This window comes from Actinomadura xylanilytica, assembly GCF_030283145.1.
Taxonomy (GTDB): domain Bacteria; phylum Actinomycetota; class Actinomycetes; order Streptosporangiales; family Streptosporangiaceae; genus Spirillospora; species Spirillospora xylanilytica.
This window is the reverse complement of the sequence record NZ_JASNWE010000001.1, coordinates 1256756-1268882: the sequence shown is the minus strand read 5'-3', so window position 1 is coordinate 1268882 and position 12127 is coordinate 1256756. Positions and strand designations below refer to the sequence as shown.

The window sequence follows — 12127 nt, the reverse complement described above, 5'->3', positions numbered from 1 at the left end:
CCAGACTACAGTTCAGGGCATGACGGAACGCAAGCCCCGCGCGGACTATTCAGGCGACTTCGATCCCGACTTCCGCTTCGAGGACCTCGGCAGGGAGGCGCTGGTCCGGCTCGTCCGGGAGTACGCGCTGATCGTCCACCTGCTCGACCGCTCCGCCCTCATCACGGTCGGGATGCGCTACGGCCAGCAGGCCGTGGAGGAGATCGCGATCGAGGAGTGGAAGGGCGCGAGCCCGATCTACACCGAGCGGGTCCGCGCCATCATGGGCATCGAGGGCGACGGCGTCTCGGCCATCTTCAAGCTTCTCCAGCTCGATCCCGGATTCGCCCAGCACTATATGGACGTGGAGTTCGAGCTGGTCTCGGAGTCGCACGGGTTCTTCCAGCTCCGCTCCTGCGGCGCGCTGCTGGACGTCGAGCCGTTCGGGGAGCGCTCGATCAAGGGGATGTGCCACACCATCGAGGACGGCACGTTCGACATCACCGCGCAGGCGGTCAATCCCAAGGCCCGCGTCCGGCCGGTGCACCGCCCGCCCCGCGTCCCGGCGGGGCGGGTGCCGCACTGCCGCTGGGAGGTGATCATCGACGACGACACCGAGGTGCTGCCGGAGGCCGAGATCACCGCGCTGACCCGCGGCACCACCGCCGCGGGCTTCGCCTTCCCGCCGATGCGCGACGGCACCCCGCACCTCCCGGGCGGGCCGCCGGACGGGTGACCAGGCTCACCGGCCGCCGGTGTTGTCGGCCGGCGGCCCCGCGGGGTACTTTCTGGACGGATCGTCAATAGGGTGTCCGCGCCGGTCCGGAGTCCCGAGGGGGAAGGCCCATGCCCGTTCAGCTCGCCGAGCCCGAGAACCTCGTCCTTCAGGCCCGGGACGTGCGGTTCGACTGGACGCGGCTGCCACTGCACTGGATCCCCGGCGATCCGGTGGCCACGCACCTGATCAACGTGCTGCACCTGCTGCTGCCGGCCGGCGAGGAGTGGTTCGTCCGGGTCTTCAAGCAGGCCGTCCCGCACATCCGGGACGACGGGCTGCGCGAGGACGTGCTCGGCTTCATCGGCCAGGAGGCGGTGCACGCCGCGTCCCACGACGGGGTGCTCGACCACTTCGTCCAGCAGGGGCTGGACGTGCGGCCGTTCGTCCGGCAGGTCGAGTTCGTCTTCGAGGGGCTCCTCGGCGACCGCGGCCTGACCGGCGACCGGGGCCGGGCGTGGCTGTACGAGCGCGTCTGCATCATCGCGGCCATCGAGCACTTCACCGGCGTGCTCGGCGACTGGATCCTCAACGCGGAGGCGCTGGACGAGGCGGGCGCCGACCCGACGATGATGGACCTGCTGCGCTGGCACGGCGCCGAGGAGGTCGAGCACCGGCACGTGGCGCACGACCTCTACATGCACCTCGACGGCGGCTACGCCGCCCGGCTGCGCGCGATGGGCGAGACGGTCACCATGCTGCTGACGCTGTGGCATCGCGGGCACCGCTTCCTGATGGCCCGCGACCCGCTCGTCCGGGGACGGGTCAAGGGCGGCCTGCACCACCTGCGCCGCACCGGCCCGGCGGGGCTCACCCCGGACGGGCGCATGGTCGGCGCCTCGGTGCGGCGCTACCTCCGGCGGTCCTACAGCCCGCTGAACGAGGGCTCGACCAGCCAGGCGCTCGCCTACCTGGCCGCGTCGCCGGCCGCCCAGGCGGCGCGGCGGTGAGCGGCTCGATCCCGCCCGACCTGCGCGGGCGCCGGGCCCGCGACCCGTTCCTGGTGGCCGTCAGCACGCTGTTCACCGGCGTCCAGCGGGTCCGCTCGCTGCGCGCCCCCGTCGTGCCGCGGGCCCGGCCGGTCGACCGGACGCTGCGGCTGGTCGTCCAGGAGGTGCGGCGCGAGGCCGCGGACGTGGTCGCCCTCCGGCTCGCCGCGCCGGACGGCCGGGTGCTGCCCGGCTGGCAGCCCGGCTCCCATCTGGATGTGCTGCTCCCGTCCGGGCGCCGCCGCCAGTACTCACTGTGCGGGGACCCCGGCGACCGGCGGACGTACCGGATCGCGGTGCGGCTGCTGCCGGACGGCGCGGGCGGCTCGGCCGAGGCGCACCGGCTGAGCGAGGGCGCGGAGGTGCCGGTGCTGGCGCCGCGCAACGCCTTCCCGTTCCTGGCCCGCGACCGGTACCTGTTCATCGCGGGCGGCATCGGCATCACCCCGATCCTGCCGATGGTCCAGGCCGCCGACCGGCTCGGCGCCGACTGGCGGCTGGTCTACACCGGCCGCACCCGCGCGTCCCTGCCGTTCCTGGACGACCTCGCCGCCCTGCCGTCCGGCCGCGTGCGGATCCGCGCCGACGACGAGCACGGCGTGCCGGACGGCGCCGGGCTGCTGCGGGGCGCGGCGGCGGACGCCGCGGTCTACTGCTGCGGACCCGCGCCGATGATCGACGGCGTGCGCGCCGCGTTCGCCCCGGGCGGCGGCGCCACCCTGCACTACGAGCGGTTCGCGCCCGCGCCCATCGTGGACGGCGTGCCGTTCGAGGTGGTGCTCGGACGCGGCGGCCCCGCGCTCGCCGTCCCCGCGGACCGCTCCGCGCTCGACGTGATCAGGGAGCGGCGGCCCGACGTGGCGTACTCCTGCCGGCAGGGCTTCTGCGGCACCTGCCGCGTCGGGGTGCTGGACGGCGACGTCGACCAGCGCGCCGCCTCCGACCAGGGCGACGGCTCCATGCTGATCTGCGTCTCGCGCGGCAAGGGCGGACGGCTGACGCTCGACCTGTGAGCCCGGCCGGAGGTCTGTCCGACGGATGCGCGACGTGCCGCGATTAATCCGTTGCGTCCGCTGTCGCCGGGATGGCAGTGTCGAGCACGTCAGCCCGGCAGGGCGGCACCAGAGCTGGAGAGGAGGAACCGGTCATGACCATGGAGCAGCTTCGTTATCGACTGCCCGGGGCGCCACTCGCCCGTCACGGCCGGTATCCCGCCTCTTAAGGTCCCGGTCGCGCCGATCAGAGTGACGCCTTCCTCGATCCGCGCGGTTCTACCCCAATCGGCAGAGGGACCACTTTCAGGAAGTGGATGTTCCGGGTTCGAATCCCGGGAGCCGCACGACGCCCCCGTAGTCCAACGGCAGAGACGGCAGCATGAGGTGCTGTGCGATGCAGGTTCGAATCCTGCCGGGGGTACCGGGTGGTCCCGAGGGGCCGCCGGAGGGGCGGCGCCGACGCGGGAGAGTCGGGCCTGGCTGTAACCCGGGCGCCTCGTGCTGAGTGGGTTCGAATCCCACCCGCCCCACCACCTCGTATCAGGATGAATACGGAACAAGCGGTCACGATCTTGGCTAAGGTGCTGCCCGGAATGGGTGAGGCGAGCATCTGGAGGGATCGTGCAGTTTCCTGAGGTCGGCCGGCGTGATTTCGCCAAGCTGCTGGGCGTGGGCGGGCTGGCGGTGGCGGCGCCGTCGCTGCTCACCGGATGCTCGGAGGGGGCGGCGACCGCCGGCCGCGTCGCGGCGGCGCGCACCTGGCGGGTGGCGGGCGCGGCGGGCACCGGCCTCGGCGGCTTCGACACCGCGATCAAGAAGCTGATGCAGGCGCGGAACATCTCCTGCGGCTCGCTCGCGGTGATGCGCAAGGGCAGGCTGATCCACGCGCGCGGCTACACCTGGAGCGACGACGCCGCGCTGAGCGTCCAGCCCACCTCGCTGTTCCGGCTCGGCAGCCTCAGCAAGGCCGTCACCGCGACCGCCGTGATGCGGCTCGTCCAGGACGGGAGGCTCAGCCTGTCGACGCCGGTCACCAAGCTGGTCGACATGACGCCGCCGCCGGGGATGACCGCCGACCCGCGCCTGTCGAGCATCACCGTCAAGCGCCTGCTCCAGCACCTCGGCGGCTGGGACCGCGACATCACGCCCGACCCGACCTACCAGGACCGGCTCACCGCCAGCGCGCTCGGCGTGCCGCTGCCCGTGACCAAGGCCCACATGGTCAAGTACGGCGCCGGGTTGAAGCTGAACCACGCGCCGGGCAGCACCTACGCCTACAGCAACTACGGCTACCTCCTGCTCGGGCAGATCATCGAGAAGGTCTCCGGGATGACCTATGCCGCCTACGTCCAGCAGAAGGTGTTCGCGCCGCTCGGGATCACCCGCACGCGGCCGGGCAGGTCGCTGAAGAGCGGGCGGGCGCCCGGTGAGGTCCCCTACTTCTCGCAGTACACCGGCAAGTCGGTCTTCGACGCCGCGGGCACCACCGTCCCGGCGCCGTACGGCTCGTTCAACGTGGAGAACCGCACGGCGATGGGCGGCTGGCTGGCCTCGGCGGTCGACTACGTCCGGTTCACCAAGATCTTCGACCTGACCGGCGGGGTGCTGACCAAGGGCTCGGTCGACCAGGTGTTCGCCAAGCCGGAGACGGGCCTGAACTCGGGCGGCTCCTACTACGGCTTCGGCTGGTCGGTGCGCGACGTCACCGGCGGCAAGAACACCTGGCACGACGGCAGCCTGCCCGGGACCAGCACGATCGTGACCCGCCGGTACGACGGGGTCACCTGGGCCGTGCTGTTCGACCAGCGCGACGACCCGTCCGGGCTGGCCTACGGCTACAACGAGATCAGCGCGCCGCTGCACGGCGTCGCGAATGCGATCACCGCCTGGCCCACGACCGACCTGTTCGGCAAGTACTTCTAGGCGGCCCGCCGCCCGTCCCCGAGGGGACCCCGCACCCGCCGTCCGGCCCCGGTCAGCCTCCTGACCGGGGCCGTTGGCGTGCCCTCGTCCGGCCCCCGCGCGGGCCGAGATTCTTCTCACTCTTGCGCCGGACCGCTCCTGCTTGGTAAATATCTTCAGGCCAAGTATCTTTAGTCCAAGCTATCAAGGGTGGGTGACGTGCGGGACGACCGCGATGCCGAACTGCGGGTCGGCGTGCTCGGCCACGGGGCGATCGGCTCCAAGGTCGCGGGGCTGCTGCGCCGGGGCGAGATCCCGGGCGCCCGGCTGACCGGCGTGCTGGTGCGCGGCGACGGACCGGTGCCCCTGCGGGCCCGCACCGTCCGCGCGCTGGTCGAGTCCGCCGACGTGGTGGTCGAGGCCGCCGGGCAGCAGGCGCTGTGGGACCACGGCGCCGAGATCCTGGACGCCGGATGCGACCTGGTCGCCGTCTCGGTGGGCGCGCTGGCCGACGACGGCCTCTTCCGCGGCCTCACCGGCGCCCGCGGCGCCGGGGCCGTCCCGAGGGGACGACTGCTGGTGTGCCCGGGGGCCCTCGGCGGCCTGGACGTGGTCCGCGCCGCCACCATCGGCGGGCCGCTGATCTCCGCCCGGCTCACCTCGTCCAAGCTGCCCGGTTCGCTGGTCCAGCCGTGGATGGACGAGGGGACGGCCGCGCGGCTGCGCGCGCTGCGGCCGGGCGACGAGCCGGTCGTGGTGCACGACGGCCCGGCCCGCGAGGCGGCCATCCGGTTCCCCCGCAACGCCAACGTGGCCGCCACCCTGGCGCTGGCCGCCGGCGACTGGTCCGCGGTCCGGGTCCGGCTGGTGGCCGACCCCGGCGCGACGCTGACCAGGCACGTCGTGGAGTTCCGCGCCCGGATCGGCGAATACCGCTTCGAGCTGGGCAACCTGCCGGACGCCGACAACCCGGCGACCAGCGGGCTGGTGCCCTACGCGGTCGCGCGGACGCTGGCCGACCTGGTGCCCGGCACCGCCTGGCGGATCGCGTGAGCCCCGCTCCGGCCCCCGCCGAAGCGGCCGTCCCCCTCGACACCAGCGCCGGCGCGCCGGTCCTGTGCCTGCACGGCATCGGGTCCAGCGCCGCCGCCTTCGCCCCCGCGGCCCCGCTCCTCGCCGGTCCGCTGAGGATCATCGCCTGGGACGCGCCCGGCTACGCGGCCTCGCCCGACCCGTCCGGCCCGCCCGGGATGGACGGCTACGCCGACGCGGCCGTCCGCGTGCTCGACCGGCTCGGGATCGAGCGGGCGAGCCTCGTGGGCGCCTCCTGGGGCGGCGTGATCGCCACCCGGCTCGTCCTGCGGCACCCGGACCGGGTCGCCGCGCTCGTCCTGGCCGACTCCACCCGCGGCTCCGGCGGCGCCCCGGAGAAGGCCGCCGGGATGCGTGCGCGCGCCGCCGAACTCGCCGGGACCGGCGCCGAGGCGTTCGCCCGGGCCCGCGCGCCGCGCCTGCTGTCGCACACCGCGTCCGCCGCGGACGTCGCGCGGGTCGCCGCGGCGATGGCCGCCGCGATCAGGCTCCCCGGCTACGGGTACGCGGCGGAGTCGATGGCCGCGACCGACCACGGCGACCGCCTGGCCGCCGTCGGCGTCCCCACCCTCGTCGTGGTCGGTGAGCACGACGTCGTATGCCCGCCCGCGGAGAGCCGGCTCATCGCCGGCGCCATCCCGGGCGCCCGGTACGCCGAGATCCCCGGCGCCGGACATCTGTCCCCCCAGGAACGGCCCGAGGCGTTCGCAGCGGCCGTACGCGATTTCCTCATCTCCCGTACACCAGCAGAGGAGCATCTCCGATGACCGAGAAGAACACCACCGAGCTCGATGCCCTCATCGACTCCTGCATCGCCAGCAAGGCGAGCCGCGACGAGGACTGGGACACGCTCGCGTTCCAGGCCAAGGCGGGGGAGGAGTTCCGCCGCGCCCAGATCCGCTACATCGGGTCCGGGGCGACGGGCAACCATGAGGGCGACTCGCGGATCCTGCCGTCCGAGCACTTCACCTTCTCCAACATGCGGCTCCCCGTCGGCGGGGTGGGCCCCGAGCACACCCACCACGACGTCGAGGAGGCGTTCTTCGTCCTGGAGGGCGAGCTGGAGGTGACCGTGCACGACGTCGAGGACGGCACCAAGACCGCGAGCCGGCGACTCGGCTACCGCGACCTGATCCGGGTCCCCGCGGGCGTCCCGCGGAGCCTGAAGAACGTGGGCGAGGGCGACGCGCTCTTCTGCGTGATCATCGGGACGCAGAAGCCGCAGCTCCCCACCTACCCGGCCACCTCGCCGATGCACGGCGTCACCCGGGACTGAGAGCACCCGCCCCCGGACCGCGCGCCAGGCCGGTCCGGGGGCCGGGACCAGCAGGCGGGACGGCGGGAAGCGCCCACGGCGAAGCCCACGGAACCGCGGACACAGAAAGGCGCCGGAGCCCATGACGACTCCGGCGCCTTTCCGCGTCCGACAGTTGGTCTAAGGGACGAGCACGTACTTCTCGCACGCGCCCGCGCCGAACCGCTCGTAGGCGGCCGCCGCGTCGTCCAGCGGGACGCGGGTCGCGTTCACGACCTCGCCGATGGCCAGGCCGCCCCGCAGCACCGCGCTCGCCAGCTCGTCCTGGTAGCGCCGCGCGGGCGTGGCGCCCGCGCTCACGGTGATGGCCTTGGACCACACCCCGCCCAGCCAGACGCCGAGCGCCGGACGCGCGCCGGGAGCGCCCGCCGGGTACACGCCCGGGATGGCGAGGGCGCCGCCCGGACGGACCACGCCCACCACGTCGTTCAGCGCCGCCGCCATCGGCACCCGGGGCCCGTCCGGACCGCCGTCGCCTCCCGCCGCGCCCGCCACGGCCTGGTCGGACGCGCCGACGCAGTCGATCCCGGCGTCCACGTACGGGACGCCGAGGATCTCGGCGACCAGATCGGGCAGCGGGGCGCCGCCGAGCCGGACGGTCTCGAAGCCCACCGTCCGCGCGTGCTCCAGCCGCTCGGCGTTGAAGTCACCGACGATCACCGCCGCCGCGCCGAGCAGCCGGCAGGCCGCCGCGCAGGCCAGCCCGACCGGGCCGGCGCCGGCGACGTACACCGTCGAGCCCGGCGCCACCCGGGCGCCCTTGGCCGCGTGGTACCCGGTCGGCAGGATGTCGCCGAGGAGCGCCACGTCCAGCAGCCGCTCGCGCGCCTGGTCGGCGTCGGGCAGCACGTACAGGTTGAAGTCGGCGTACGGCACCAGGGCGTGCTCGGCCTGAAGGCCCGCCCAGCCGCCGAAGCCCTCGCCCATCCCGTAGGTCGCGCCCGGACGGGCCGGGTTGGTCTCCAGGCAGTGCCCGGTGAGTCCGGCCCGGCAGTTCGGGCAGCGCCCGCAGGCGACGTTGAACGGCACCGAGACCACGTCGCCGGCCCGTACCCGCTGCACGTCCCGGCCGACCTCGGTCACGACGCCGGTGAGCTCGTGCCCGAGGACCATCCCGGGCGCCGCGCCCGGATGGTGCAGCGTGTGCTGGTCGGAGCCGCACACGCAGGTGGCCAGGGTCCGCACGAGGACGCCGTGGTCGCAGCGGCGCGGCAGCACGCCCGGTCCCGGGCGCACCTCCAGCCCCGGCAGCGGCACGCGGCCGACCTCGGCGCGGCCCGGACCGGCGTAGACGACGGCACGCTGGGTGCCGCCGGTTCCCGGCCCGGTCACAACGCCCCCGACGCCTCGAACCTGCGGCCGCTCTTGCGGCCGGGCAGCAGCACCCGCTCCAGCACCTCGACCAGGATGAACAGGATGAAGCCGATCACGGTCAGCCAGGCGATCGAGGCGAACACGGTGAGGCTGTCCATGTCGCCGCGCGCGGTCATCAGCAGCACGCCGAGGCCCTTGTCGGCCCCGACGAACTCGGCGACCACGGCGCCGACGACGGCCAGCGTGATGCCGACCTTGATCCCGGCGAAGATGCTCGGCAGCGCCCACGGCCAGCGGACCTTCCAGAACGCCTGCCACCGGCCCGCCCCCATGGAGCGCACCAGCATCAGGCTCTCCGGCCGCGCGGCGCGGAAGCCGACCAGCGAGTCGATCACGATCGGGAAGAAGCAGATCAGCGCCACCATCAGGACCTTGGGCAGCTGCCCGAAGCCGAACCAGATGATGAACAGCGGCGCGACCGCCACCTTCGGCACCACCTGCGCGATGATCAGCAGCGGGTACACCGCGCGGCGCACGATCTCGCTGTAGACCATCGCCACGGCGATCGGCAGCGCGATCACGATGGCGAGCGCGAAGCCGACGAAGATGGCCACGATCGTCGGCACCGACTGCTCGGCGAACAGGCTGAAGTCGCCGAACATCTTGCCGAGGACGGCGCCGGGAGCCGGGAGCACGTACTCCTCGACGCTGCCGAACGACACGACCGCCTGCCACAGCGCGACCAGGACGACGACCAGCACGGCCGGCAGCCCCCAGTCGGCGTACCGCGACGCCAGCAGGTTGCGCCTACGCCTGCGCGGCGCGGGCGCTCCGCCGGCCGGGGCGGCCGTCGCGGGGGCGGCCTGCCGCGCCTGCTGTTGGGTCGGGCTCACTTCGCCTCCTCCGAGAGAACGCCGAGGGTTTCGAAGACGCCGCGGATCTCGCCGACCAGGTCGCCGAACTCCCGGCTGGTCCGGGCGCTCAGGTGCCGCGGACGCTCCAGCGGGACGCGGAACTCCGCCGCGATCCGCGCCGGACGGGGGGAGAACACCAGCACCCGGTCGGCGAGGAAGACGGCCTCGTCGATGCTGTGGGTCACGAACACCACGGTCTTGCGGCGCTCCATCCACAGCCGCTGGAGATCGATCTGGATCTGGTCGCGGGTGAGCGCGTCGAGCGCGCCGAACGGCTCGTCCATCACCAGGATCTCAGGATCGTGCAGCAGTGCCCGGACCAGCGCCACGCGCTGCTGCATCCCGCCCGACAGCTCGTCGGGGTAGCGGCCCTCGAAGCCGTCCAGGCCGACCTGCCCGAGCAGCTCCCCGGCGCGGGCGGTCGCCTCGGCCTTGGAGGTGCGCCGGATCTCGGCCTGGAGCAGCACGTTCTGGAGCGTGGTCCGCCAGGGCAGCAGCTCGGCGTTCTGGAAGACGATGCCGAGGTCGGTGTACGGCTTGAGGACCGCCTCACCGGCCACCCTGACCTGGCCCGAGGTGGGCTGGGTCAGTCCTGCCAGCGCCATCAGCAGCGTGCTCTTGCCGCAGCCGCTCGGCCCGACGATGGCGAGGAACTCCCCCCGCTCGAGCTCGAAGGACATCTCGTTGACCGCCGTGACGACGCCGGTGCCGGTGTCGAAGGACTTGGTGAACCGGTCGAACTCGACGAAGGGCGTGGTTGCCTGGGCCATCCGCTACTCCGTTCCCAGGCCGTCCGCGCACTTGGCGAGGAACGCGTTGCTGGCGATCTCGGCGGTCTTGACCTTGCCGGCCTCGACGCCGCCGTACTGCTCCATGATGCCGATGGTGCTCTTCCAGTCGGCCGCGGCGGTGCAGCCGAACGGCTGGTCCTTGGTCTTCTCGGTGGTCATCAGCTTGGCCGAGGCCAGCCACTGGTCCTTGACGACCTGCTTGGACAGCGAGCTGGTCGGCGCGACCTTGAAGAACGAGGCGACGGCGGCGTCGGGGTTCTTGTTGGTCTGCTCGACGGCCTCCGCGGTCGCGGCGAGGAACTTGCGGACGGCCTCGGGGTTCTCCTTGGCGAACTTGTTGGAGGACACGATGCCGGAGCTCAGCACGTCCAGGCCCGCGTCGGCGTAGCCGAGGACGGTCAGGTCGCCCTTGACCTTGGTCTTCATGTTCGGCTCGGTGACGTTGAGCAGGCCGAAGGTGAACTGGGTCTTGCCCTGGACGAACAGGCTGTCCCGGGTGGGGATGTCGACCTTGTTGAACTTGACCGAGTCCGGGTCCAGGCCGCTCGCCTTGGCGAAGGCGGGGAACACGGTCTCGGCGGCGGAGCCCGCGGTGTACCCGGCGGTCTTGCCGGCCAGGTCCTTGGCGGTCTTGATCCCCGAGTCGGACCGGGTGAAGATCGCCAGCGGTGACCGCTGGACCATCCCGGCCACCATCTGGACCGGCATGTTCTTGCCCGCCGCCTGCACGAGCGAGCCCGCGTCGGCGTAGCCGAGGTCGTCGGACCCGTTGGCGACGGTCTGGAGCGTGGTCGCCGAGCCCTTGCCGGGGTTGAGGGTGAGCTTGATCCCGTGCTTCTCGTAGATCCCCTGGTCGAGTCCCGCCACGAGGGGGAGGACCGCGCCGGTGTAGAAGACGTCGGTACGGAGGTTGATCTTGGTGTTCCCGGAGGCGTCCTTGGAGTCTCCGGACCCGCCGCAGGCCGACAGGGTGAGGGCCGCGGCGACCGTCAGGGCGGCGCCCGGCAGCATCCAGCCCCGCTTGCGGAGCGCGGCAATAGGTGTGTGCATCGTGACCTCGTTTGAGACTGGACCAGACGACGCGGGGACGGCCGTCCGATGCGATGTCCGCCGTTGGAGGGTGGCGGAGGTGCAGAGTTACTTAGCCCAAAGTATCTGGAACCTAAACTACTTGTGTCAAGGTATCTTGGTTCCGCTACTCTTCCGCTACCTGGAAACGCCCCTCACCCCATGGACGGTGCGCATTGGACACGGTCGAGCAGGCTCTGGACGAGTGGCGCCGGGAGCGTCCGGATCTCGATCCCTCGCCGATCGGGGTCTTCGGCCGCCTGCGCAGGGTGGCCGAGCTCTCCCGGCACGAGCTGGAGACCTACCTGAGCCCGCACGGCCTGACGCCCAAGTCGTTCGACGTCCTGGCCAACCTGCGCCGGGGCGGCCCCCCGTACCGCAAGACGCCCTCCGAGCTCGCCGAGTCCTCGCTGCTGTCCAGCGGCGCCATGACCGGCCGGCTCGACAGCCTGGAGCGGGCCGGGCTGATCTGCCGGACCCCGCACCCGAGCGACCGCCGGGTGATGTTCGCCGAGCTCACCCCGGCCGGGATCGAGCTGATCGACGACGTGTTCGCCCTGCACCTGGAGAACGAGGAGGCGCTCCTCGACGGGCTGACCGCCGAGGAGCGCGCCGGGATCGTCGCCGCCCTCGTCCTGCTTGAGGGCACCATGCTGGCCACCGTCGCCGAGCGCACGGTCATCCCGCCCCGCCGTCCGCGCCGCACCGCGGGCTGACGCGCGCACCAGGCTTCGCCGGGGCCGTCTGAGGGCCCCGCCGCCGAAGCCCGAACCGTTCATGTGGGGCGGCGCCCCGGCACCGGCCGGGGGCGCCGCCCCATTCGTTTCATTTATGCCCTGCTGGCATTACCCAGCTCCCGGTGGCGGCCACGGCCGCGATCATCCGGAGATGGTGGGGACCCAGGTCCATGGGGACTCCCGAGCAGGTGGCCGATCCCCCGTGACGCCTGAATGCTAACCCGGGCTTGCCGCGTCCCGCTGTCTGAACTAGTGT

At 72.8% G+C, this 12127-nt stretch carries 12 protein-coding genes and 3 tRNA genes; 11 read left to right on the top strand and 4 right to left on the bottom strand.

The annotated features are described in order from the left end of the window. Positions 1 to 19 precede the first annotated feature (19 nt). The 10 genes from QP090_RS05920 (at position 20) to QP090_RS05875 (ending at position 7008) form a co-directional block, all read left to right on the top strand. Positions 20 to 715 (top strand): hypothetical protein, encoded by a 696-nt coding sequence (locus tag QP090_RS05920; protein WP_285937454.1) that lies wholly within the window; start codon positions 20 to 22, stop codon positions 713 to 715. A gap of 110 nt (positions 716 to 825) precedes the next feature. Further along, entirely contained in the window at positions 826 to 1704 is an 879-nt protein-coding gene (locus QP090_RS05915; protein ID WP_285937452.1) for a metal-dependent hydrolase, read from the top strand. Beyond that, positions 1701 to 2756 (top strand): PDR/VanB family oxidoreductase, encoded by a 1056-nt coding sequence (locus QP090_RS05910; protein WP_285937451.1) that lies wholly within the window; start codon positions 1701 to 1703, stop codon positions 2754 to 2756. Before QP090_RS05915 ends, QP090_RS05910 begins: the two co-directional genes overlap by 4 nt. A 252-nt stretch (positions 2757 to 3008) precedes the next feature. Next, positions 3009 to 3082, top strand: a tRNA-Leu gene (locus QP090_RS05905). Between the two features lie 4 nt (positions 3083 to 3086). Beyond that, positions 3087 to 3159: transfer RNA gene (locus tag QP090_RS05900), tRNA-Leu, on the top strand. Between the two features lie 26 nt (positions 3160 to 3185). Beyond that, positions 3186 to 3271, top strand: a tRNA-Tyr gene (locus tag QP090_RS05895). 88 nt (positions 3272 to 3359) lie between these two features. After that, positions 3360 to 4661, top strand: coding sequence for a serine hydrolase domain-containing protein (locus QP090_RS05890; RefSeq protein ID WP_285937450.1), 1302 nt, complete (start codon positions 3360 to 3362; stop codon positions 4659 to 4661). 189 nt (positions 4662 to 4850) lie between these two features. Beyond that, positions 4851 to 5693, top strand: coding sequence for an aspartate dehydrogenase domain-containing protein (locus QP090_RS05885; protein ID WP_285937449.1), 843 nt, complete (start codon positions 4851 to 4853; stop codon positions 5691 to 5693). Next, a complete protein-coding gene (locus QP090_RS05880) occupies positions 5690 to 6499 on the top strand; it encodes an alpha/beta fold hydrolase (protein ID WP_285937448.1) in 810 nt (269 codons plus the stop codon). The genes QP090_RS05885 and QP090_RS05880 overlap by 4 nt, the downstream gene beginning before the upstream one ends. Continuing rightward, positions 6496 to 7008, top strand: a complete 513-nt coding sequence (locus tag QP090_RS05875; RefSeq protein ID WP_285937447.1) for a cupin domain-containing protein — start codon at positions 6496 to 6498, stop codon at positions 7006 to 7008. Before QP090_RS05880 ends, QP090_RS05875 begins: the two co-directional genes overlap by 4 nt. A gap of 159 nt (positions 7009 to 7167) precedes the next feature. Here QP090_RS05875 and QP090_RS05870 read toward each other — a convergent pair whose 3' ends face one another. From QP090_RS05870 to QP090_RS05855, 4 genes are read right to left on the bottom strand one after another with little or no spacing between them, the layout of a single operon-like run. Next, the gene (locus QP090_RS05870) at positions 7168 to 8379 is read right to left on the bottom strand and encodes an alcohol dehydrogenase catalytic domain-containing protein (protein ID WP_285937445.1); all 1212 of its coding nucleotides are present in this window, start codon (positions 8377 to 8379) and stop codon (positions 7168 to 7170) included. Then, positions 8376 to 9254, bottom strand: a complete 879-nt coding sequence (locus tag QP090_RS05865) for an ABC transporter permease (RefSeq protein ID WP_285937444.1) — start codon at positions 9252 to 9254, stop codon at positions 8376 to 8378. The genes QP090_RS05870 and QP090_RS05865 overlap by 4 nt, the downstream gene beginning before the upstream one ends. After that, on the bottom strand, positions 9251 to 10045 hold the full coding sequence (locus QP090_RS05860; protein WP_285937443.1) for an ABC transporter ATP-binding protein: 795 nt from the start codon (positions 10043 to 10045) through the stop codon (positions 9251 to 9253). The genes QP090_RS05865 and QP090_RS05860 overlap by 4 nt, the downstream gene beginning before the upstream one ends. Before the next feature lie 3 nt (positions 10046 to 10048). Beyond that, complete coding sequence (locus tag QP090_RS05855) at positions 10049 to 11116, bottom strand: ABC transporter substrate-binding protein (protein WP_285937442.1); 1068 nt, start codon at positions 11114 to 11116, stop codon at positions 10049 to 10051. 194 nt (positions 11117 to 11310) lie between these two features. Here QP090_RS05855 and QP090_RS05850 point away from each other — a divergent pair, with 194 nt between their 5' ends. Next, a complete protein-coding gene (locus QP090_RS05850) occupies positions 11311 to 11850 on the top strand; it encodes a MarR family winged helix-turn-helix transcriptional regulator (protein ID WP_285937440.1) in 540 nt (179 codons plus the stop codon). Positions 11851 to 12127 lie beyond the last annotated feature (277 nt).

What these genes read in the sequence shown, in the direction of transcription:
- QP090_RS05920 (WP_285937454.1), top strand. Translation starts at nt 20, where the DNA reads ATGACGGAACGCAAGCCCCGCGCGGACTATTCAGGCGACTTCGATCCC.
- QP090_RS05915 (WP_285937452.1), top strand. Translation starts at nt 826, where the DNA reads ATGCCCGTTCAGCTCGCCGAGCCCGAGAACCTCGTCCTTCAGGCCCGG.
- QP090_RS05875 (WP_285937447.1), top strand. Translation starts at nt 6,496, where the DNA reads ATGACCGAGAAGAACACCACCGAGCTCGATGCCCTCATCGACTCCTGC.
- QP090_RS05860 (WP_285937443.1), bottom strand. Translation starts at nt 10,045, where the DNA reads ATGGCCCAGGCAACCACGCCCTTCGTCGAGTTCGACCGGTTCACCAAG.
- QP090_RS05855 (WP_285937442.1), bottom strand. Translation starts at nt 11,116, where the DNA reads ATGCACACACCTATTGCCGCGCTCCGCAAGCGGGGCTGGATGCTGCCG.